23 protein-coding genes are annotated in these 22811 nt (G+C 40.7%); 9 read left to right on the forward strand and 14 right to left on the reverse strand.

Annotation, left to right across the window (positions count from 1 at the left end; genetic code table 11):
• Positions 1 to 23 precede the first annotated feature (23 nt).
• The 5 genes from AC1DRQ_RS08550 to AC1DRQ_RS08570 all read right to left on the reverse strand — a co-directional run bounded on the left by AC1DRQ_RS08550 (position 24) and on the right by AC1DRQ_RS08570 (position 4629).
• Positions 24 to 212 carry a hypothetical protein gene (locus tag AC1DRQ_RS08550; RefSeq protein WP_477423622.1) on the reverse strand — a complete coding sequence of 63 codons (189 nt, stop codon included), beginning with the start codon at positions 210 to 212 and terminating at the stop codon, positions 24 to 26.
• A gap of 10 nt (positions 213 to 222) precedes the next feature.
• Positions 223 to 1020: a DUF1223 domain-containing protein gene (locus AC1DRQ_RS08555; RefSeq protein ID WP_477423624.1), complete on the reverse strand. Its 798-nt coding sequence runs from the start codon at positions 1018 to 1020 to the stop codon at positions 223 to 225.
• A 336-nt stretch (positions 1021 to 1356) separates the two neighbouring features.
• Positions 1357 to 2118, reverse strand: coding sequence for a LytR/AlgR family response regulator transcription factor (locus tag AC1DRQ_RS08560; protein ID WP_429400063.1), 762 nt, complete (start codon positions 2116 to 2118; stop codon positions 1357 to 1359).
• Entirely contained in the window at positions 2099 to 3061 is a 963-nt protein-coding gene (locus AC1DRQ_RS08565; protein WP_477423627.1) for a sensor histidine kinase, read from the reverse strand. The genes AC1DRQ_RS08560 and AC1DRQ_RS08565 overlap by 20 nt, the downstream gene beginning before the upstream one ends.
• A gap of 362 nt (positions 3062 to 3423) precedes the next feature.
• On the reverse strand, positions 3424 to 4629 hold the full coding sequence (locus AC1DRQ_RS08570) for a CehA/McbA family metallohydrolase (RefSeq protein WP_477423740.1): 1206 nt from the start codon (positions 4627 to 4629) through the stop codon (positions 3424 to 3426).
• Between the two features lie 212 nt (positions 4630 to 4841).
• On the opposite strand from AC1DRQ_RS08570, the gene AC1DRQ_RS08575 reads away from it, so the two are divergent.
• The 7 genes from AC1DRQ_RS08575 (at position 4842) to AC1DRQ_RS08605 (ending at position 10906) form a co-directional block, all read left to right on the forward strand.
• Positions 4842 to 5540 carry a formylglycine-generating enzyme family protein gene (locus AC1DRQ_RS08575; protein ID WP_477423629.1) on the forward strand — a complete coding sequence of 233 codons (699 nt, stop codon included), beginning with the start codon at positions 4842 to 4844 and terminating at the stop codon, positions 5538 to 5540.
• A gap of 259 nt (positions 5541 to 5799) precedes the next feature.
• The gene (locus AC1DRQ_RS08580) at positions 5800 to 6828 is read left to right on the forward strand and encodes a YncE family protein (RefSeq protein ID WP_477423631.1); all 1029 of its coding nucleotides are present in this window, start codon (positions 5800 to 5802) and stop codon (positions 6826 to 6828) included.
• A gap of 95 nt (positions 6829 to 6923) precedes the next feature.
• Positions 6924 to 7946, forward strand: coding sequence for an SDR family NAD(P)-dependent oxidoreductase (locus AC1DRQ_RS08585; protein WP_477423633.1), 1023 nt, complete (start codon positions 6924 to 6926; stop codon positions 7944 to 7946).
• Positions 7947 to 8029: 83 nt separating this feature from the next.
• Positions 8030 to 8863, forward strand: a complete 834-nt coding sequence (locus AC1DRQ_RS08590) for an AraC family transcriptional regulator (protein WP_477423635.1) — start codon at positions 8030 to 8032, stop codon at positions 8861 to 8863.
• A gap of 102 nt (positions 8864 to 8965) precedes the next feature.
• Positions 8966 to 9610: a Crp/Fnr family transcriptional regulator gene (locus AC1DRQ_RS08595; RefSeq protein ID WP_477423637.1), complete on the forward strand. Its 645-nt coding sequence runs from the start codon at positions 8966 to 8968 to the stop codon at positions 9608 to 9610.
• A 118-nt stretch (positions 9611 to 9728) separates the two neighbouring features.
• Positions 9729 to 10145, forward strand: a complete 417-nt coding sequence (locus tag AC1DRQ_RS08600; RefSeq protein ID WP_477423639.1) for an ABA4-like family protein — start codon at positions 9729 to 9731, stop codon at positions 10143 to 10145.
• Entirely contained in the window at positions 10142 to 10906 is a 765-nt protein-coding gene (locus AC1DRQ_RS08605) for a hypothetical protein (protein ID WP_477423641.1), read from the forward strand. Before AC1DRQ_RS08600 ends, AC1DRQ_RS08605 begins: the two co-directional genes overlap by 4 nt.
• Before the next feature lie 5 nt (positions 10907 to 10911).
• On the opposite strand, the gene AC1DRQ_RS08610 is transcribed toward AC1DRQ_RS08605, so the two are convergent.
• From AC1DRQ_RS08610 to AC1DRQ_RS08645, 8 genes are all read right to left on the reverse strand, one after another.
• On the reverse strand, positions 10912 to 11493 hold the full coding sequence (locus AC1DRQ_RS08610; RefSeq protein WP_477423643.1) for a YdeI/OmpD-associated family protein: 582 nt from the start codon (positions 11491 to 11493) through the stop codon (positions 10912 to 10914).
• A 29-nt stretch (positions 11494 to 11522) separates the two neighbouring features.
• Entirely contained in the window at positions 11523 to 12089 is a 567-nt protein-coding gene (locus AC1DRQ_RS08615) for a DUF4256 domain-containing protein (RefSeq protein ID WP_477423645.1), read from the reverse strand.
• A gap of 29 nt (positions 12090 to 12118) precedes the next feature.
• Positions 12119 to 12520 (reverse strand): DoxX family protein, encoded by a 402-nt coding sequence (locus AC1DRQ_RS08620; RefSeq protein ID WP_477423647.1) that lies wholly within the window; start codon positions 12518 to 12520, stop codon positions 12119 to 12121.
• 79 nt (positions 12521 to 12599) lie between these two features.
• Positions 12600 to 13037, reverse strand: coding sequence for a VOC family protein (locus AC1DRQ_RS08625; RefSeq protein WP_477423649.1), 438 nt, complete (start codon positions 13035 to 13037; stop codon positions 12600 to 12602).
• Between the two features lie 26 nt (positions 13038 to 13063).
• Entirely contained in the window at positions 13064 to 13531 is a 468-nt protein-coding gene (locus AC1DRQ_RS08630; RefSeq protein ID WP_477423651.1) for an SRPBCC family protein, read from the reverse strand.
• Between the two features lie 6 nt (positions 13532 to 13537).
• Positions 13538 to 13861: an ArsR/SmtB family transcription factor gene (locus AC1DRQ_RS08635; protein WP_477423652.1), complete on the reverse strand. Its 324-nt coding sequence runs from the start codon at positions 13859 to 13861 to the stop codon at positions 13538 to 13540.
• A gap of 163 nt (positions 13862 to 14024) precedes the next feature.
• Positions 14025 to 14768, reverse strand: coding sequence for an adenylate/guanylate cyclase domain-containing protein (locus AC1DRQ_RS08640; RefSeq protein ID WP_477423654.1), 744 nt, complete (start codon positions 14766 to 14768; stop codon positions 14025 to 14027).
• 512 nt (positions 14769 to 15280) lie between these two features.
• Positions 15281 to 16897: a DUF6377 domain-containing protein gene (locus AC1DRQ_RS08645; protein ID WP_477423656.1), complete on the reverse strand. Its 1617-nt coding sequence runs from the start codon at positions 16895 to 16897 to the stop codon at positions 15281 to 15283.
• Positions 16898 to 17422: 525 nt separating this feature from the next.
• Between AC1DRQ_RS08645 and AC1DRQ_RS08650 the strand changes: the two genes are divergently transcribed.
• Together AC1DRQ_RS08650 and AC1DRQ_RS08655 are read left to right on the forward strand one after the other, a co-directional pair.
• Positions 17423 to 20341 (forward strand): SusC/RagA family TonB-linked outer membrane protein, encoded by a 2919-nt coding sequence (locus tag AC1DRQ_RS08650; protein WP_477423658.1) that lies wholly within the window; start codon positions 17423 to 17425, stop codon positions 20339 to 20341.
• 18 nt (positions 20342 to 20359) lie between these two features.
• A complete protein-coding gene (locus AC1DRQ_RS08655; protein ID WP_477423660.1) occupies positions 20360 to 22102 on the forward strand; it encodes a RagB/SusD family nutrient uptake outer membrane protein in 1743 nt (580 codons plus the stop codon).
• Positions 22103 to 22352: 250 nt separating this feature from the next.
• Here AC1DRQ_RS08655 and AC1DRQ_RS08660 read toward each other — a convergent pair whose 3' ends face one another.
• Positions 22353 to 22787, reverse strand: a complete 435-nt coding sequence (locus AC1DRQ_RS08660) for a VOC family protein (protein ID WP_477423662.1) — start codon at positions 22785 to 22787, stop codon at positions 22353 to 22355.
• Between the last annotated feature and the right edge of the window lie 24 nt (positions 22788 to 22811).

Raw genomic sequence — 22811 nt, forward strand, 5'->3', positions numbered from 1 at the left:
ATTGTTTAATTAATGCCTTGTTATTAATTCTGCAGAAACTTTTCATCATCCTCTGCCGGGTATGCATCCTTATTCTTTTTTCCTGCAGAGCTTATCATCCCGCAAGCTTGTGGATTGCTTTCAAAAGGCGCACTGGTAAGAAATGACATGGACATTAAGGATATTAATCCGATAATTAACCTGTTCTGCCCGTACTTGCTAAGTTTGTTCATGATGTTAATTTTATTTTAGAGCACTGGTGTTCAGGTCGGCTTTGGCAACCGCTAAAATTTCGCCCCTGGTCTGATCCTGTACCATACCTAATACTTCCCAGTTTTGAGCATTGAAACCCTTTGGTAATGTGATTGTACTGCTACCATTTCCTGTAGCATTTAACGCATCACTTTGTAGTTTGCGAACGATCTGTACATGTGATAGTGTGCGTCCGGCGTTTTCGCCGCTCTCTACTTTGCTTTGGGCTGTTTTTTGTACTATGGCAATTAGGAAATCACTACCCTTGAGCGCCCCGGCAGACTGGTATTGTACCACGAGCTTTTCTCCGTCCTGGTGAGCCTGGAGTGCCAGGGTTGCATTTGGTTTAGTTGTCAGCTCGCCCGAGATGGCATTACGAAGTGCTGACTCATCCGACCCTACAAATTCGGCTTTTCCGTTTACAACAACCTGCGGTGTATAAATCTGTGATCCGCCAAACCAGCGTCCGTACTGAATTTGCCTGTTTGAAAAATCGGCGCTGCTAAAAACATCTTTCCAGCCCTGGCGGTTCCAATAATCAACATGATAAGCCAATAAATAAACATCCTTGCCTTGTGCCTCTTGCTGTATTTTTGCCAGCAGCTCGTCGGCAGGAGGACAGCTTGAACAACCTTCAGATGTAAATAACTCTAATACCGCGAAACCTTTTCCATCAACTTTAGCAGTAGCTTTTTTAGCTGGTGTTTTATCAATGCCTATAAATGCTGCAAGGGATAACGCACTGATAATAAAGCTTGTGGTTAGTCCCCAGATTTTAATATTTTTCATAATTTTTTCTTGTTTGTTACTCAAAATTATCTCAAAAGCGCGCGACCCGTTAGTTAAAACTGGTCCAGTTAGGCATAATTTAGGGTGAGTTAGACCTTTTTAATCCCGAAGACGTATTGATGAAGACGTTTAAAGTGCGCTTTGTAAGTGCTGCCAATAAACAGGCGCAATCAATAGGCCGGAGGCTTGTTTGCCGCTCCTGTAATAGCGCAATACATCGGCATACAAAAAGGGATTTGAGGAAGGCATTTCGCGCGGATTACGCGGCCCATGGAGTAAGCAGAGAACAGATTTTATGAACGCTTCGCAAAATCTGTTCCCGCGCTATGTGCAAGATTAACGGTTTTCAAGCCAGCTTAAAAAGCTGTTTATTTTTTCCTTGTTAACCAATAATTTATCGGGTGTGGGGATAACCAGCCTTACGAACAGTTTGCGGGCGAAATACCGTTCTATTTCCTTTACAGCTGCAAAGTTTATGAGGTATTGCCTGTTTAACCTGTAAAACTGGTTTGGTGAAAGAAGGCTGTGTACATGATCCATAGATTGAGCGACAGCATATTCCTGCTGATCAAAACTCATGATTGTAGTTGTTTCGTTCCTGATATAAAAAAAAGCAATATTATCAGTTGGTACCGTTATATATTTATTGAGCTTAGAAACCAAAAAGCTTTTTTTTCCCTCCGGGTTGCCTAATTTTGCCAGCAGGTCGCTGATATTTGGGGTGAGGCTTTGCTGAAAAAAGTTTTTAAGCTCGTCAACCTTTTTAAAAGCAGTTACAATATTTTCTTTTGAAATGGGCTTAACCACGTAATCAATCCCATTTGATTTGAAGGCCTCCAATGAATATTCATCAAAAGCGGTACAAAAAATAACCGGGCAGGTAATTTTAACCGCCTTGAAAATTTCAAAACATATCCCATCGGCTAATTGAACATCCATGAAAATCAGGTCGGGCTGTTCGTTTTCAGAAAAATAACTTACCGCACGTTCAATACTTTGAATTTGTGCTAAGATTTTAGCGGCCGGCTTAATTTCTGTTATCATGGCAGCCAGTGATTTAGCGGCCTTGATCTCGTCTTCAATGATTATAATATTCATAGATTACAGGAAGTTTTACTTTAAATATCTTTTCGTTAGCCTCAATATCAATTTTCTGATTTAACAGGTGAATATAGCGCTGATTGATGTTTTCAAGACCTACTTTGGTCGAAAACTCCTGGCTTTTTTTAAGCTGTATCGGGTTTTCGACAATTATTTTTTCGTTCTCGGTATAAAGTCTAATTTCAAGCGGATGATCAAGGGATACAATATTATGTTTGATACAATTTTCAATCAGCAGCTGTATCGTAAATGGTGGTATAAGTGACGAATTATACTTGGATTTGACAGTATTTACAAGATTTATCCCATCCTCAAACCGCGCTTTCAATAAAAACATGTAAGCGTTTAATATTTCAATCTCTTCTGAAATATGAATCAGATCGTGCTTGCGGCTTTCTAATGTAAATCTATAAAAATCAGATAGTTTAAGAATAAAATCAACCGTATGTTCATCATTGGTTTCAACCATTGCTTTCAGTGTGTTCATATTATTGAACAAAAAGTGAGGGTTTACCTGTTGTTTAAGCATTTCGTATTGCGCGCCAAGATTGTCAGCCTTTGTTCGTTCCAACTCTATGCCAACCTGCTGGTTTTGGTGACTTTGGTACAGCAAATGAAGAAACATATAGAATGTGAGGTTTATGAGTATACCGCGTACTTCTATCATTAGCATATTTGGTCCAAAATCTAAATGGGAGAGCAGTAATTGCTGCACATAAGCCAGCAGGAACATAACCGCCAGTCCGAGCAGCAAACTGCGCATAAGCCGGAACAGGGAAAGCCCTTTGCTTTTATCATGTGCAATGTAAGCGGGAAGGGTATAGATATTGTAATACCAGGCAAATAATGCAAATAAAAATGTGACGCCCGAGTTAACCAACGCCTCCGAAGCACTAAAGTGCCGCTCGGCAATTTTAGGTACAGAAGCTAATACACCCATGAAAAACGAGCTTAGCCAAATGAGCCAGGGAGATACCCGATATGTAATTTTAGTTGTTGAACTATACATCATGTTTATGAAAATACTGATAGTTTCTGGTTAAGGATAAAGCTAATTCTAATTTCGTGACTTTGCCTGATTATTACACTAAGCTATATCAAAATAGATGTGGAGAGGTAGTAATAACAAGTTTAATTAGACAATGGAGTTGCTCAAATAGACATTTTCAATGCTGACCTGCCATATAAATAATATTTTCAATTTTCGACAGGCCAGTACTTGAAACAAAAATGCCGCTTATAAAGCGGCATTTTTTGTTTTATAGGAAAGCCTTAATTAAGCAATTGCCGGACAACAAACTATCAAAAGTTCGGGTCGAAATTAAAGCAGATAGGATTTGATAACCCAACCATTTTGCCGCTGAGTGCCATTGATTCAGGAACCTGCGGATAAGGTGTAGGCGGCCCTTCAACCACAACACGGTAGTAAGTGCGGCCCTGTGTTGCCGGTGTATCGGTGAATTCGATAGCGGCTGTTTTACCATTGGTTTTAAAAGTGCCGAATGGATTGCCATTCTTCACAACGCTAACCGTATAATCTCCCTCCGGAACAGTATTTCCGGTTAATTGAACACGGAATTTAACGGGTTTGCCCGTTGATTTTGCATTGTCGCCCATCATCATGTCCATCTTGCCATCCTGATTGAGATCAGCATAGAATTCCACCCGGGGGGCGTATGGGTTTGAGCTAATGGAAACCCGTCCGTTGGTAAGGGCGTCTATGACCGCTTGCGAGGTCCGCGCAGTAGCAAACACCCAGGTTGTGGGGGTGCCCACATAGTTGGCCTTTGCCTGGTAGCTGTTTCTTGTTGCCTTGTCTGGTGTTTCCGGAACGCCATGGTGCGCGTCGCTTCCACCCCTGCCGGTCAGCTTGCGGCCCGATGAAAGCATATCGTCCCAAATCATGATCGCATTGGCATTTTTAGGCCATACCGCAGAATTCCATACTTCGATAGAGTTGACCATATCATAGGAGTATCCAAAATGGTCTTTTCCGCTGGGGTGATTAGCCGACAGATGAATTCCAAGCTCCTTTTTTACTGATCCTACCACCACGTCGCGCTGATCGCGAACGTCATATAGCCGCTGGTGATCATAAGGTTTGGCCGAAAACGCATTGCCATGTCCACGGGTTGTTGTCCATTCTGCACCATACAATAACAATACAGAATCTGACTTAAACTCTGGATCTGTCCAGGTGTTATGCGCAACATCGCCATCTACATGGTTGTCGTGGTCGGTGATGCAGAGATAATCCATACCTACAGAATTAGAAAAAGCTATAATTTTTGCAACAGGATTGTTTGATGATTCTGTGCTGTGCCGGGAGTGCACATGGAGCTCGCCCTTTAGCCACACGCCGTTAGTAAGGCTGGCGATAGGTGGCAGCGTTCCTACATCCTTTGTAGCCCAGGGATTTTTGTGAGCTGACTGGCCCAATGCAGAACCGCTGATGCAGCAAGCTGTAATCAACAGTAATCCTGTACAGGCCCTGCTCATAAGTAGCATCAATTTTTTGTTATTTTTGATTGTCATACCAAATTTTAATGAGTTATATATTTTGGCAAGCAACATACCTCATTGATATTAGTAAATTGTTAACATCAGTAAAATGAAGTAAAAATGTGACAATCTTTGTCTCCGCCCAATCAAGCAAAAAGGGGGCGACAAATTAATTTTGTCAAATCAGCATTGGAAGCTGTGAACAAATCATCAACTTAATGGAAACAAAAAATAACAATATTGATATTGCCCAATTACTTAACAGCCAAATGATACAAATTCCAAATGGAAAAATAACGTTAAGAGATGATAGGATAAAACATAGCTGGGAGGTTGAAATACAAACATTCAGTATTGCAAAATTTCCAGTGACTCAAGACCTTTATTTTGAAATCACACAAGAATGTCCCAGCTTTTTCAAAGGCAAGAAAAAGCCTGTTGAAGGCGTGTCGTGGAAAGATGCCTTATGTTTTTGTAATCTACTCTCTATTAAAGCTGATTTAAAGCCATGCTATGAACTAAATAACGATAATGTATTATTTGATTCGATGGCTAATGGCTATCGGCTTCCCTCGGAAGCCGAATGGCAATACGCTTGCCAGGCAGGCACAAACAAAATCAGATACGGTGAACTTGATGATATTGCCTGGTATAAAGAAAATTCCAATAATGAAACGCAGGAAGTAGGAAGAAAAGCCCCAAATGAATGGGGACTTTATGATATGTTAGGAAATGTTTGGGAGTGGTGCTCAGACTTGTATGACACGGAAGTTTATGGTTCATATAGAATTTTCCGTGGTGGGGGTTGGTGCGATGAAGAAAGGGGCTGTATAGCAACCAACCGCAGACGTAGCCACCCAACCTTTAAAATTGATGACCTTGGATTTCGCATTGCAAAATCTCTTAACCAGGAGTAGTTGAATATTAAAAGATCGGGTACTGCTTAAAGGTTAATCATTCGGCCTAAAACAAATTAAGCTTTGGGGTATTCAGGAGGTAAAATAATGCAAAAAAGATAAAACAAGCTGAGGTTCAGTATATTTGTTTTAGAGAATGGTCATTGCTTATGATCGGCTTCTGTAGTTATATATAAACCAATATTACCTGTTTCTCTAATCTGTGAATAATATGGACAAAGCCTCGTACAACCAAATCTTTAAAGCTAAAAAAATCAGCTTGATCAAATTACTTGCTTTGAGCTTTTTATGCATACCATTAGTTTTTGCGGCAACAGGATGCGCCGCGCAGTCAACACCAAAGCGTTCCCTGCTTGCGCTTTCAAAAAGCGATCATATTCTGGCGATCATTGACCCGGTTACGCTGAAGGTTCTCGCACGTGTTCCTGTGGGTTCCGATCCTCATGAGGTTATCGCGTCGGCTGACGGAAAGACAGCCTATGTTTCGATCTACGGCGGTGGGAGTTTGCACGAGCTTAGTGTGATCGACCTTGTAGCGCAAAAACCTTTACCCACTATTGATACCAGGCCACTGATGGGACCGCATGGGCTAACGTTTGCCGATGGTAAGGTGTGGTTTAGTGCCGAAGGTTCTAAAGCCGTTGGCCGTTATGACCCGGCAACGGGTAAACTCGATTGGAACATGGGAACAGGCCAGGCCAGAACGCACATGATTTACGTAACCAGCGATGGGAAAAAGGTATACACCACAAACGTTACGGCAGGAACAGTAAGCATTTTGACAGATAGCCTGATCAAGCCTGCCACCTCTCCGACGGGGGTTGTGCCTCCGGCGCGTCATGACTGGGCACAGACCGTTATTCCGGTGGCTAAAGGTTCTGAGGGGATTGATGTATCGCCTGATGGCCGTGAATTGTGGACCGCAGGTGCTGACGAAGGGATCATTTCCATCATCGATATCGCCGCCAAAAAGTTAACCGGTAAAATTGACGCGAAGGCTGTGGGGGCCAACCGGCTCAAATTTACGCCGGATGGCAAGCGTGTGCTGATTACGAGCCTGAGAACCGGCGATCTGTTTATTTATGATGCGGTATCGCACAAGGAATTGAAACGCTTGAATACTGGTCGTGGCGCGGCAGGCATCCTGGTAGACGATGATGGAGCACGTGCGTTTATTGGCTGCACCGGCGATAACTATGTGGCTGTAATAAACCTAAAGACATTAGAAGTAACCGGGCATATCGCTATACGCGGAGCAGACGGGTTGGCCTGGGCTGTTCGACCTTAGATTGAAAATTGACGTTTTAAACAAAGTAAATTGACGTTTTAAACAAAGTAACTTTATTATAGTGTCGTTAGTTTTGTCTTTTAAAAATTTAAAAGATGAAATTGAAAGATAATTACAACGGAATTTTACAGAAACCTGTTAATTCCGGGTTTGGCACAACGTCGACCGTTCACGATGTTATAAAAGGAATTGATCTTCATGGTAAAACAGTTATTGTTACCGGAGGGTATGCGGGTATAGGATTTGAAACTGTGAAAGCTTTTGTAGCTGCAGGGGCGAAAGTGATCATACCGGCGCGTGATATCCATAAGGCCGCAAACAACTTAAAGGATGTGAATAATGTGACGATTGAGGAAATGGACCTTATGGATCCGGAATCTATAAATACTTTTGCAGATAAATTTCTTGCTGCAAATAACACCCTTCACATCCTTGTTAATAATGCCGGTATTATGTGGGTGCCATTGCAGCGCGATAAACGCGGTTATGAATCGCAGCTTGCTACCAACCATTTGGGACATTTTCAACTAACGGCAAAACTTTGGCCGGCGTTAAAGAAAGCAAATGGCGCCCGGGTGATCAATGTATCTTCATTCGGTCATCAGATGGCTCCATTTAATTTTGATGACCCAAATTTCATGAACCGGGAGTACGAAACACTGCAAGGTTACGGACAATCCAAAACAGCCAATAATCTTTTCGMGGTAGAACTTGACTATCGCGGCAAAGCTTTTGGTGTACGGGCTTTTTCTTTGCATCCCGGATCAGTAATTGGTACCGACCTGGGGCGTGTTGCTCCCATGGCTTTATTTCAGCAAATGGGCACTCATGATGAAAAAGGAAATATAAAACCAGAAGTAGCTGCCAAACTCAAAAATGTAGAGCAGGGTGCAGCCACATCGGTTTGGTGTGCTACCAGTCCTCAGTTAAACGGCATTGGCGGTGTTTACTGCGAGAATGCAGATGTGGCCGAATTGGACGAAGGAAATATTGAACATAATTATGATGATCCTTCATCCCTGAGAGGAGTAAAACCGTATTCGGTTGATGCTGAAAATGCGAAAAAATTATGGGCATTAACCGAAGAAATGACGGGTGTGCCATTTCCCGCCAACTGATATACATGATAATACAGATTTGTTATGACAAGCCGAACACATTTATTCGGCTTGTTTTATTTTGTAAATTTACTATTGAATAAATGGAGTTTGAAACAAAATATATTACCGCTGACATTAAGCTTTCTGAATTTAAAGGTAAGGTCTTTAAAACAGAAGTAATGTTTGAACATCACATGCTGGTTTGGTTCATTTCGGGCGAAACGAAAATTATCCAGGCTGATGCAACCTTTATTTTCAATGCTGGCGATATTTTTCTTATCCCCCGTAACCAACTGGCTACAATTATTAATTATCCAAAGGATGGATACCCACACAAGGCTGTTGCGATGCATCTCACCAAAGAAAGGTTAAAAGATTTTTACTCCAGACATAAAGCTATTGGCAAGGTACAACCGCTTAAAAAAGTGTATAGTTTTTCAAAGCATCCATTATTGGAAAGTTGCCTTGCATCGCTAATTCCCTATTTCGACTTAGGCGAAAACCTGCCTCCGGATATAGCCACTATTAAAATTGAAGAAGCCATCAGCATATTAAGATCAATTGATAAAAGTGTGGACGGTTTGCTGGCTAACTTCGAGGAACCAGGCAAAATAAATCTTACCGACTTTATGGAGCGGCATTATATGTTCAACATGACATTGGATAGGTTCGGTTACCTTACCGGCCGCAGCCTGGCAACTTTTAGACGGGATTTTAAAAAGGCCTTTAATACCACACCCCAAAAATGGCTGACAGAAAAACGGCTGGAACTGGCGTATTATCAGCTAACAGAAAAGCAACGAAAACCCATTGATGTGTATGTTGAAGCAGGCTTTGAGAATCTTTCCCATTTTTCGTACGCGTTTAAAAGCCACTTCGGATATTCGCCCAAGGCCTTGCTTAATAAGATACCAGTGCCAAATAAAAAGCCTTGATTAACATCATGTATACAGGGATAGGTGGTATTAACCATTCTGAAGCCGAAGGCGTGACCATGCACAAACTCAGGTAATGGTCTATTTCTAAATTCACAAATCGTGAATTGGTTTTACGATTATCCATGTATATTTGATATAGCTGCTATTGCCTGCCCATTCAATATGTACGAAGTTATCACGCAATCATTACGTAGCCTTGTTGATTTTACCGATGAGGAGCTTTTTTTGTTTATGCAAAGGCTTAAACCAGTAACTTTAAAAAAATATTCTTTTTACCTAAAAGAAGGCCAGGTTTGTAAAGGTATGGCCATTGTAAATAAAGGAGGATTAAGATATTTTTCGCGGAGCGAAAAGGGCGACCACACCATTGGGTTTGCTTTTGAAGGCGAATGGATTGGCGATTACGAAAGCTTTTTATTGCAGGTTCCATCCCCCGATTTTATTGAAGCCCTTGAAGATTGTGAGCTGTTTACCTTGAGCTATGCTGATATGCAGGCTTTATACCAGCACAGCCAGCGCTTTGAAAAGTTTGGGCGCATTATTGCCGAAAGCCTTTTTATTAGTGCTGCCAAACAAAAGCGCAATTTAATGATGCAATCGGCCGAAGACAGATACCTTGAATTGTTAAGCTCCCAGCCACATATATTTGAAAGATTACCCCAGCATTTGATCGCATCATACTTAGGCATCCAGCCTCAAAGCCTCAGCCGCATCCGGGCTAAGCTTTTCAATACCAAAAATTAACTTAAGTTAATAAAACCGTTTCCTTTTTTAACCTCATAACATTTTGTAGCTGTGCGGGTTTCCCTAGTTTTATGTTGTACATTTTACGGGCATACCAGGTATAATCAAATTAAATAATATGGGTACAGAACAAGTTTTTTCGACCGTTGGTGCAGTGGCTGCTTTGCAGTGGTTGTTATTAATAGTACTTCCAAAATGGAAAGTAACGCATTGGTTAATTGATCATGCTATTGTGCCCTTACTGTTATCATTGGTTTATTGTATTTATATCGCCGGTTTTTTCAAGATAGATGGCGGCGGCTTTGGCTCCTTGCAGGAGGTTCGCATACTTTTTACTAATGACAACCTGTTGCTTGCAGGCTGGGTGCATTACCTGGCTTTCGATCTGCTGATAGGTTTTACCATTATCAGGTCGGCACAAACAAAGCTGGTTTCGCATTGGCTAGTAATTCCCTGCCTGGTACTCACATTTATGTTTGGGCCATGCGGCTACCTGCTTTATCAAAGCATCATTAAAATTAAAACTACCAAATGAAACGCTTATTCACCCGGATCAGGAATATAAGTCCTGCTTTTTATTATTGCGGTTTGGCGCATTTTGCATTGTTTGCGCTACTGCTCATCATTTCTCAATTTGATCAGCGGCAGCTGATGGGGATCAATTTATGGATAAAGCCAATGAAGTTTGCTTTATCCATAGCTATTTACAGCTTAACGTGGCCTTTGTTTTTGCAATACCTGCCTTTTGAGCGGATCAGAAAACGGTTCATTAACTTTAGCGTATTTGCCCTCACATTCGAGATGTTTTGTATTGCCACACAGGCCGCAAGAGGGCAGCTATCACATTACAACGTTGCCGGGCTTTATAACAGCCTGGTATTTAGTTTGATGGGGATAGTTATTGCTTTGCAAACACTATTTGCGCTTTACATTGGGCTCCTGTTTTTTAAAGTGAAAGCTGTGCAAATACCTGCGGCTTTATTGTGGAGTATCCGTTTAGGGATAATTATGGCTGGCATTTTTGCTTTTGAAGGTGGTGTTATGGCATCCCGGCTGGCGCACACTGTTGGCGCCAGCGACGGCGGACAGGGCCTGCCTTTTTTTAACTGGAGCCGGATAGCCGGGGACTTACGGATAGCTCATTTTATGGGTATACACGCTTTACAAATTGTGCCCTTATTTGCATTTTTTACCGGATTTAAAAATGCGCGGGCGGTCATCATTTTTGCAGCAGTATATTTTGTATTGGTATCCCTGCTTTTGTACAATGCCATGCAGGGCAGGCCGTTGTTTTAAAGAAATTACTGATCATCCAATCCCTTTCCGCTGAGGATTTGCGGTATATACTTTTCAACCCTTGCCTCTCGGGTTTTAGATTGTTTGGGTGAAGAAAAATGCAGCATGTATGCTCTTTGCCTTCCCGGTGTTAATGCCTCAAAAGCAGTTTTCAAGGCAGGTATTTTATCTAATTTATGTTGAAACTCTTCGGAAACGGCGAATTCTGCGGTCTTTTTAAGAATCACTTTCAAACCGGCTTTTTCAACCTCAATGGCTTCAAAAATATAGGCTTTCAGGATGGGTTTCATCTCCACTATTTCATGCACATTGGTGAACCTGATCTGGCGCGCCGCCTGCACATTTTCCGTTTGCTGGATCAGAATACCATGGGCATTATTTAACAAAGCACCTTTGAAAAACAGAAGCGCGCAGTATTCTTTAAATACATGTATTAAAACGATGTTACTTTCCTGAAAAGTGTAACAAGGACAACCCCACTTCAATTCTTCGGTGAGCCCGCAATCAAGAATGATTATTCTCAATTGCTCCAATTCTTCCTGCCACTTACCGGCTTTATTAAAATAAAAATCAACCTTTGGATTCATGTTATTCTATTTAGCTGTGCGTGCAAAATTCAGACCCGTAACGATCCACGGAACCCCCTGGCGGCATAGTAAGATTCTGCACCGTTGTGATACAAAAAGACCGTATCGTAGCGACGGTCACAAAAAATGGCTCCGCCAAGTTTTCTAATATCGGCAGGTGTTTTTACCCAGCTTGATGTTTTCAAATCGAAATTTCCAAGTTTCTGCAGCTCCCGGTATTGTTCTTCCGTTAAAAGCTCGATGCCCATGTCACCTGCCATCTCAACTGCGCTATTTTCTGGTTTATGTTCTTTCCTTGCCTCCAGCGCTTCGTGGTCGTAACAAWCACTTCTGCGGCCTTTAGGGCTTTCTGCCGAACAATCATAAAAAATGTATTCGTCCGTTTTTTTATCGTAACCAACAACATCCGGTTCGCCGCCGGTTATTTCCATTTCATCAAGCGACCGCAGTTTTTCAGTATTAGCTTCCAGCTTTGCCTGTACTTTAGCCCATTCAATACCTTTATGGCGGTTCATGTTTTTCTCAAAACGGGCTTTCAATGTGTTGAGTAGTTCTTCGTGTTGCTCTGCCGACAACTTCTTTTTATTGCTCTTCATATTTTATCAACTTTTATCAACATTAGGATTCATACTATTGTTGCATTAGCTAAAATAACTTTTCTATCGGCAGGCCTGAAATACCATGATACTATGGTAAGGATCAGCAATAGCAACGACGGAAATATTTCATTAACCGAATCGCCCGTTGCGATATGCGAAAATATTGCTCCCGTCATAGCAAAGAAAAAGCCTGCATAAGCCCATTCCTTTAGTAAAGGAAATTTAGGAATAAGTACTGTTAAAACTCCCAAAAACTTCCAAATACCCATTATTGTCAGAAAATAAACTGGGTAACCCAAATGTATAATACTGTCTACCCCTCCCTGTCCTGCTTTCGCTCTGAATAATTGTACTACCCCAGTCGACAGCATTCCTAATGCAAGCCAGATGGTAGCGATCCAATAGATAATTTTATTTCTCTTCGTCATAAGATAATATTTTTATTAGATTGTATGATTTATAATCAGTGCCTGCAAGGTCAAACCTGCAGACACTGAGAATGACAGATTATTGCTGCTGTTTAATAATATTGAACATCCAGCGGATGCCAAAGCGGTCTTTGCAAGTGCCCCAGTATCCCCAGAATTCATCATGTGGCGCTACTGCTTCTGTTCCGCCTTCCGATAGCTCTTTGTACAATCTGTCGGCTTCTTCTCCGGTGTCTGGGTTTAAACTGATGGTAAAATTGTTTCCTTCTATCAGTTTTTGTCCCATGCTTTCCAGCATATCGGTTGCCATTATTTGTAAGCCGCCAAGTATGGGTAGCGCAACATGCATTACTTTGTTTTTGTCGGCCTCTGGTAATGGTGGTGCTCCATCCTGAGGCGGCATGTCTTTAAACCGCATTACCGGATTTGAAAATTCTGTTCCGAAAACCTTTTTGTAATGGTTAAATGCTTCTTCGGCATTGCCCATAAAATTTAAATAAATTGATACGTGTGCCATTGTTATAGTTTGTTTTTAATGATGCCTTATTTTAATTTACCTGCAATGTCTTGTAACCGGTTATGCGCCATGTTTATGCCCTGAGCAAAAGGCAACTTCAGCAACTGGTCTCTTTTTGCAGCCGATTCATATATTACGTGTATGCTGAGTTTGCTGGTATCGTCAGTAAGTTTTTCAAATTGAAGCAGCTCCAGCTGTACGCCAAAAGGCGTATTCTCCATTTCAAATGTCCGGGTGATTTTCCGGTTCGGGCTAAACTCATGGATTGTCCCATTTGCCCGGAGTACCACATTTCCTTTAGCATCTGATGTTTCAAACCGGTAACCGCCGTGCTGTTTATTCTCAAGTTTCAGCACTTTAGTTCCCATCCATTGCTCAACAATTTCGGCCTCTTCATATGCTTTAAAAAGTAATTCCAACGACAAATCAAATTCCCTTGTAATCACTAAATCCTGTTTGCCCTCTTCGGCATTAATCTTTGTTTTTCTTTCCATAGCAGGTTATTTTTTTGACTGGTATTTTTTCATTATGGATTCCAATTTGTTAAACCTATCATCCCACATTTCGCGGAATGGTTCAATAAAGTCTGCTATTTCTTTCATTTTTTTTGCATTAATATGGTAGTGAATTTCCCTGCCGTTTTGCTCTTGTTTAAGTAATTCGCACTCGGTAAGTATTTGAAGGTGTTTTGAAACTGTTGGTCTTGCGGTGTCAAAGTTTGAGGCTATTGCGCCTGCTGTCATCGAATGCGCTGCAACCAACAGCAGTATAGCCCTTCTTGTTGGGTCGGCTATGGCTTGAAATACGTCTCGTCTTAAGTTCATCGTGTAGCTATTTGGCTACAAATATAAATGTAGTTATTTAACTACGCAAATTTTTCTCCGATTTTTCTAAAATGACTTCGATCTTAGCCAAACTGACCAGGTATCTCTAAACCCTCTGATGGGTATCTTTCGCAATGATTGTTTCCATAGTTATTTCGGTATTTTATGTGACCGAAAATAATTCAACTTTCTCGCCCCTGCCTCTTAGTTTATTTTCTCCCAGCGATTTTATTTGAAATAAAGGATAAAGCGCAAGTCTTTTTAAGAGGTCGTTAGAAATAAGAATATCAACATTCAATTGATTACACAGCCCTTGTATACGGGCTGTTGTATTTAATACATCACCGGTAAAAATAATTTCTTTTTTCAGGACTCCAATCTCCCCGGTGGTTACCTTCCCATAATGAAATCCGGCTTTGAATTTTGGTAACAATCCAAATTTTTCTTTGTACTTCTCAGCCTGACCATTTAAGGATTTTTTCATTGCAAAAAAACAGCGAATGCAATTATTATTTTTCAAGCCGTTTTTTAGTTTCCACGACACGATCATCTCATCCCCCGCATATTGATAGATCTCGCCCTCATGATCGATCACCGGCCCAGATAAATCATAAAAATATTCTTTCAGCATTTCAAAGTATTTAATATGACCCAGATTTTCGGCGATTTGGGTAGAAGACTTCATGTCAAGAAACATAAATATCCTTTCTTCTTCCACCGGCCTGTGATATTTCCCTAAAAAGAAATTACTCAATACCCCCGGACCAATGCTTTCACTTACTTCCGTATAAAATTGTGTAACCACAATGATGGAAGCAATGTAAACCGAAACACTCACTATAGAATAGTCAGTAAAGAAAGCCCACGCATCAGACCAGAAATCTTTATGGGTAATTGCAGCAGGCATATCATTCGCTGTAATGATGAATGTTGTGATGAGAAACAATAAAATGATCACCAGGTAGATGAGAGACTTGTACAGGATTTTTTTAGTGAAGCTTTTTTTGATGAACCATTTGCTGAAATAAACAATTTCAAGTGTGCCAATCAATATGCCGGTTATTAAAGCGGAGAGTGGTGTCGTGAAAATATTCCTTGTAAAAACGTATGTGTTCCCTGTTGAAGGGTAATAATTAAGGTTGCCAAGTAAACCTCTTTCCAGCAGTGTATAAACGATGCTGAATACCAGCCACATCATACCGAAAGGAATGATACGAAAGATATTCCTTCTGGCTTTTGGTGATAGCATTTAATATAAAATTGGTTAACAACAGCAATATACTATTCTTTTCAGAAGATTTATAACTGCCTTATATCCTATGCTTTAAAGGGTGACTGCTAAGGTGAAGTATAGTCTCATATGAATTAGTTAAAACATTTTTGCAATTCGCCGTTTCCCTTAAATCAAAGCGTACTTTATTAATTAGTGCCCCTGTTATCAATAAACTTGATATCCATGATCTTCTGTTCAAAATCATCTGCAGGAACCAATGCTTTTGCTTTAATGCGCATTTTATAGGTGTAAACTGTGCTAACGCTGTAATCCAATATTTTGGCAATTGCCTCAAGATCATTTATCCCTAGCCGCATTAACGCGAATATTCTGAGCGTTGCATTGAGTGTTTCACCAGATTTTGRCCAAATTTGATCTTCTTTTTTTAACAGCCCATTAAAAGCGGCAATGAAATTGGGGAACATCGTTAAAAAGACGGTATCAAGTGTATTGTATAATTGCCCTTTCTCTTCTTCGATGTGAATATTATTTAGAATTGTATTTACATCATTATATTTCCCAAGTTTAATATTGTGCTGCGTTTTGCGCTTTACTTTATCGAGTGTTCTGATATATGACGAACACGTTTTAAAGAACAGTCCGATAAGTTCCTCTTTTATTTTCGATGACTCCCAAAGCTTTCCGTTTACGTTTTCCAGTTCCTTATTTTTTTCCTTTATCACCACTTCATTAGCTTTTATCCGCAGCATTTGTTTTCGGTAAATAACAAGCAGGAAAAACAACAAAACGGCAACAATCACAAAAATCAGAAACCCGATGAGCAGCTTGTCTTTTTCATGTTGTTTCTCGTCAATCAGCTTACTTGCAACAAGGGGCAGAATAGACTCTATCTGTACAGCTCGGTTTCTTGCCCCATAAAATTTGGCATTCTTTGCTGCTTCCTGCATAAAAATATAGGCATCAGCAGTGCTATTCATTTTAAATAATTCCTGCCCGAGTAAAAATACGGCCAGGGTTTCTTTGGTTGAGGAGCGAATGTCATTGATGGCAGCAAGTGCAAGAAAAAGTATTTTATTCTGACCTGTATATGCATAACTGATCCGGGTAGCAACCATAGCTACGCTATGTTCAGGCATACGACGCTTCATAATTAAGTTGTAGAAAAACTGCGGAGTCAGCTTATTGTTTTTCATCGAATCAGGAAGAAAAGCCAGGTTAATGGTTTTTTCGAATTCATTTGGAGGCGTTGAAATTTCAGCATTTTTAAAATCATCTGCTGATTGTTTGTAATATATCCTTGAAAAATGAGCGTCGTTGTCATAATCGCCTATCCCTGCATTTAATCGGGCATGTAAAACCAGGTAATCGGTTTTAAGCGCATTAGTTAAACCGCTGGTATCAATTTTTTCCGTTACGTCAAAGGCCTCTTTATAAAACCCCGAATTTAATAAGGTGATTCCCAACAGGATTTCGCTCTGAATCAGATTTTTCTTTTTTTTAAATTTCACGGAAAGATCAATCATCTTTTTGACGTAAGTATATGCTGAGTCAAATTTAAAGGAATGGTATTCGTCGGATATCCTGGAATAAAGATCATATTGAGCATCAAAGTTGGCGGTATCGGTATGAAGCAAACGATACTGCAACAGGCTTATTCGCTTTTTTTTGTTGAGGTCGTGAAAGTTTTCTCTGGCCAGCTCAAACTTTAAAACTTTTAAAAGACTATCTGATTTTACGTCTTGCGAATAACCACCAGAGCTGGCAAGCAAAAAAAAGTTAATAAAAAGTATTTTAATTTTCATCGCAGATCAGGTTTTTGAATTCAGGCTGTGCGCAAATTTTGTGTAATAGTATCGGGCAATGTTTAACCATCTTTCTCCCTCCGAATTTAATTCAACCATTTGGAAAAATCACCATTTATTGCCGGGTAGAACTGTACTGAAAACATTTTAACAAATGATTAAGGCATTCTAATCATTTCACAAGGCGGGTTTGATAGCCTTTTTTGGCTAAAATCTGTTGAAATTGCTTAGATTTTTCGCCCCGATTAAAAATATATATTATTAATTATCAATTATATAGCTACTTATTTTTTTAGATTTTTAGCCTCAAGGCATATGCCTGCTGAGTAACATGCCCAATTCATGTTTTACTTTGACCTGCCAATTTAAAAGCGCCACGATGGTGCCAGCATTACCAATAGTCGGCTGCAGCGATGAATGGTAAATGCTTGTGTTTATAAACCAATTAACCAAACAATTATGCAAGTAAAAATTTTACGATTATTAAGTTGCTTTGCCTTGTTATGCTTTTTTGTGCTACCCACCATGGCACAAAACAAAATGGTTACAGGTAAAGTAACAGACTTAGAAACCGGTTCGCCACTTCCCGGCGTAACTGTTGCAGCCAAAGGATTAACGATTGGCACCAATACCGATACCAATGGTAATTTTAAACTTTCCATCCCTGGGTCAGTAAACACTCTGGTAGTTTCTTTTATTGGCTACAAACGCCAGGAAGTGGGGGTAACTGATGCTACAGCTTTAAATATAAAGCTGGAAACTGATCAGAAAACGCTGAAAGAAGTAGTTGTGGTAAGTGTAGGCTACGGAACCCTTGATAAGAAAGAGGTTTCCAGCGCTATTACGCACGTATCTTCAAAAGAGCTGCTTTCTGTTGCCAGCAATAGCCCTTTAATGTCATTACAAGGCAAAGTGCCGGGACTTACAATTTCAAATACTGCGGCTGCCGATCCAAACTCAACACCCAGCGTTCAGTTGCGAGGGGTTTCATCCCGTAATGCAGGTTTGGGGCCTTTGTATGTTATTAATAATGTGCCTGGCGGTAACATTGATAATATCAATCAAAACGATATTGAATCAATTGATGTGTTGAAAGGCGGTGCGGCATCGGCCATTTATGGTACCCGGGGCAGTAATGGTGTTATTATAATTACTACTAAAAAGGGGACATCTCAGTCGAGTTTATTTTATGATGGCTATACCAGTTTTGATTATATTACCAATAAATTACAGATGCTTTCTAAAGATGATTTCATCAAAAACAGGGTTGATAATAAGCAGGGGCAGGATTACGGGGGAAATACCGATTGGCTAAAATCGGTAAGCAATTCGCCTTCATTTAGTCAAAAGCACACCCTTCAATTTTCAGGAGGCTCGGGTAAAACCAACTTTTTTGCATCAGCCGATTACAGGAATGCTGACGGAATTGACCTCAGGGCTAATAAAAAGGAATATGGTGCCAGGGTTAATGTTAATCATACCTCGGCAGATGATGTTTTTACCGTGAGCCTGAATGTTGCTCCGAGATATGCCAATACAAACACCGCCGATTACGGTGGTTTTAATAATGCCCTAACACTTAACCCTACATTGCCAATATATAACAGTACAGGTCAGTATAACTTTATAAATACGGGTTTCTTTTCTAATAACCCGGTTGAAAATGCCAAACTCATTCAGGCACAACAGGAGATTAAAGAGCTGGATATGAACGGTACTTTTAAAGTGAATATTTTAAAGAACTTAAATACCGCTGTTACAGTTTCGGAAGTAAGTTCTTCTTTTAAAAATCTCAACTTCAGCCCCTCCACACTTAGCACTATTTTGCATTCAAACCCTGTTAATAAAACAAATTATGCTTCACAAGAGCAGATTGAAAATGATGTGAAGAATGTGGAATGGACAGCTAACTATTTTGCAAGTTTTGGTAAGCATGATATTAAGCTGTTGGGCGGATATTCATATGCTTTATATGACTACCAACAGTTTAAGGCCAGTAATTATGATTTTCCATTCGACTCTTTTCTGTGGAATAATTTAGGTTCAGGTGCCTATAACGGGGGCGATAAAGGTAACGGGCAAGGGGCTGTTTCTTCAACCAGGAACGGCTCTACGCTCATTGCTTTTTTTGGCAGGGTAAACTATACTTATGATAATAAATATATTGTAACCGCGAGCTTAAGACGCGAAGGTTCTTCCAAATTTGGTCCTAATAATAAATGGGGAAATTTCCCGGCTGCATCGGCAGCCTGGAGAATTTCGGACGAAGGTTTTTTGAAAGATAAAATCTCGTGGCTCAATGACCTGAAATTAAGGGCAGATTACGGCGTAACCGGTAACCAGGATTTCGCAAGCTATCAGTCGTTACTTTTGTATGGTGGCTATGGTTATTTCCCTTTTGATGGTACCTCGTACCAGGTATTTGGCCCGTCGCAGAATATTAACCCCAATTTAAGATGGGAAAAAGCCGTAAACTTTAACGTAGGGCTCGATTTTGATTTATTTAATAGCCGGCTTTCAGGGTCGTTGAATTATTATATCCGTACCAATAAAGATCTGTTGGGCAGTTATAACGTACCCGTACCGCCAAATCCTCAGTCACAAACCTATGCAAATGTAGGCACCTTAAAAAACTCAGGTTTTGAAATACAATTGAATGCAAGTGCCGTGAAGGGGCCGAAGTTTAAATATGACATCTCTTTTGCAGCTGCATTAAATAATAATAAGTTTGTTTCATTCTCCAATGATATTTATCAGGGAGCTCCATTTCAGGATGTAGCTGGCTTACCGTCACCTGGAAGTCCCGGTAATATTCAACGTATTCAGGAGGGCGAAAGGATCGGGGAGTTTTACACCTTTAAATCGGCAGGGGTTGATAATACCGGGGCGCTGCTGGTTTATAAAAAAGATGGGAGTATAGTAACTGCCAATAAGGCCAGTAATGATGATAAGCAGTTTGTGGGTAATGGACTGCCTAAATGGACTGCCTCACTGGGTAATACTTTCAGATATGATAATTGGGATCTGGGTATATTTTTACGGGGGAATTTTGGATATAAAGTATTTAATACTCCTGCTTTTTATATCGGGACACCATCTACCCAGGCAGATGCCAATGTGCTTACTTCTGCCTATAACAATAGTAAATATGCTAAGCTTACTAATTCTTCTACCACTTCCATAGCCTCCGATTATTTTCTTGAATCAGGTTCTTTCGTAAAAATTGATAATGTTTCATTAGGGTATTCGCATCCGGTGTCATCTAAATATATACACCGTTTCAGAATATATGCTACCGGAAGAAATCTCCACACATTTACAAAATACACAGGCGGCGATCCAGACCTTGTTCCTGTAAATGGACTAACACCAGGAGTAAATACCACCTTGAATTATTATCCATCAACGCTTCAATTGCTGTTAGGTGTTCAGGTAACTTTTTAACCTTTAACTTTTGTAAAGATGAAACGCATAAAAAATTTAAGATATATAAGCGCGGGCACAATGCTCATTGTACTGTTATTGGCAGGCAGTTGTACCAAGCTTGATGAGAAAGTGTATGATAAAGTTGCTGTTAATCAGTTTCTGACCCGCAGAGACGATGTGATCCGTGATTTTTTAAGGCCCTTTGAACATGCATATTGGAGCATACAGGGTAATGATATTTATGCAGCCAGCGAAGATTGTACTGATGAACTTGCCACTATAAACCGGCAGGGCGACTGGCAGGATGGTGGTTATTACCAGCGCATGCATTACCATACCTGGACCATTAACGACGGGTTTACAAGCGGCGCGTGGACAGCCTTTTATCAGGGTATTTCACTGGCTACCAATTCTCTGCAGGATATGGAGGGCATCAAAGATCCGGCTAAACTAAATGTTACTCCTGTTGAGTTAGCTGATTTTAAGGCCGAATTAAAAACACTGCGTGCCTGGTTTAATTTAAGGGCGCTTGACTTTTACAGAAATATTGAGATTGTTACCGATGTAAAAAGCTCAACACAGGGTAATAAGCAAGTGCCCCCGCAAGAGGCCTTTAACTTTATAGAATCGGAACTGAAAGCAGCCATTCCTGATTTGCCAACACGTGAGAGTTTGGGCGACAAGGGCATTGGAAGATGGACCAAAGCCGGAGCGGCCGCATTGCTTGTACGTTTGTATTTAAATTCAAAAGTATATACCGGGGTTGATAAGTTTGCCGAATGTGCTGCAGTTTGCCAGGACATTATTAACGGAAAGTATGGGGCGTACGCGTTAGATACTCGCTGGGATGCGCCCTTTGATTATACCAACAGCACAACGGCGTCCGAAACCATATATGGTTTCCCGGGCAGCTTGTCACGTACACACTGGCAATACGATGGCGGCATGTTCTTTTTCGCTATGACCTATGATGCAGCACCCCTTTATTGCGGATTTACCGATTTTGGTCAGGCTAATCCAAAATATGCGCTGCAACCAGGCAGAGATGTGGATAGTGTGGAATATAATTTTACTTTAGGAAAGCCACTGATCAAATTTCAAAAATACGCTGATGACTATCGCCTCAAACTGTATAAGAATCTGGGTAACAGCAAAAGAGAAGGTATGTTCTTATTCGGTTATCTGCCTTATCAACATAATGTTAACGGGAAAATAGTAACCGATACTGTAAAAGGAAATAAAGGAGATTACCCCTTGTTTATCCGCGATCAGGTGGGCATGTTCCTGGATACCAAGCCCGGCAAAAAAATGGCCGATAAGGAATCTGACATGAACCATGGGGATCATAACTCAGGAGTATTCTTTTTAAAGTATCCTCTTTACCCAACTCCTGATCCTAACAGGATAACATCGGCTTATGCAGAAATCAGGCTGTCGGAGATCTATTACTCGCTTGCAGAGTGTAAATACAGGTCGGGCGACAAGGCTGGGGCCGCGGCATTATTAAACGCGGTGAGGAAGCGTAACTATCCTGCAAATTCTGCAAGTTTATATAAAAGCGACGGAAGCCAGTTAACAGATCAGGAAATGCTTGATGAGTGGGGGCGTGAGTTTTTGGGAGAAAACCGTCGCCGTACCGACCTGATACGCTGGGGGGTATTCAGCACAGGCACCTGGTGGGATAAAAAGCCCGATGGAGATAAACACACAGAAATATTTCCTATTGGTAAAGATATTTTGGGTGTGAATCCTCAGCTGGTGCAAAATCCTGGATATTAATCGAATCAACTGCCGCTCCGGATCCGTATAGGCGGTTTGATGGGAAAAAAAGCAGTATGATAAGATTTCCCCAAAACAAAAGCCTGCAATGGTTATTTGCAGGTTTTTGTTAGTTTGGTATCATTTACCTGGCGGAGATGGAGGGATTCCAATCGAACACTTGATACCATTTTTGACGTTTTTAGAAACTTTTAAAATTTAAATTGGATTTAAAGAGCATGTAAGGTGCCACTTTTTTCTTCGGTTAAACTTACCCGTTATAATTGGGGTCAAATTCCACAATCCATTCAATACCATATTTGTCTCTAAACATGCCGGCGTAGGTACCCCATGGGCCGTCGCCAATGGGCCCTTCAACATCTCCGCCTGCCGATAGTCCGTTAAATATTTTGTCTGCTTCTTCACGGCTTTCGGCAGCCACTGCTATTTTAGACCTGTTTTCGTTTTCGTTTACCCGCCCCATAAACTCGGGAACATCGTTGGCTATCAATACATTGTGTTTGCCAATAGGTAAAGCAATGTGCATTATTTTGTTGGCTTCATTTTCGGCGACCGGAAATTCAGCGCTCGCCAGGTCTTTGAAACGAATGATCTTTGCGAACTCGCCGCCAAAAACTGATTTGTAAAAAGTAAACGCTTCTTCGGCATTTCCGTTGAAGTTGATCCAGGGGTTAATTGTTCTCATAATTTTTAATCTTAAAAGTGATTG

The sequence above is a fragment of the Mucilaginibacter sp. P4_E8 genome (assembly GCF_056401495.1).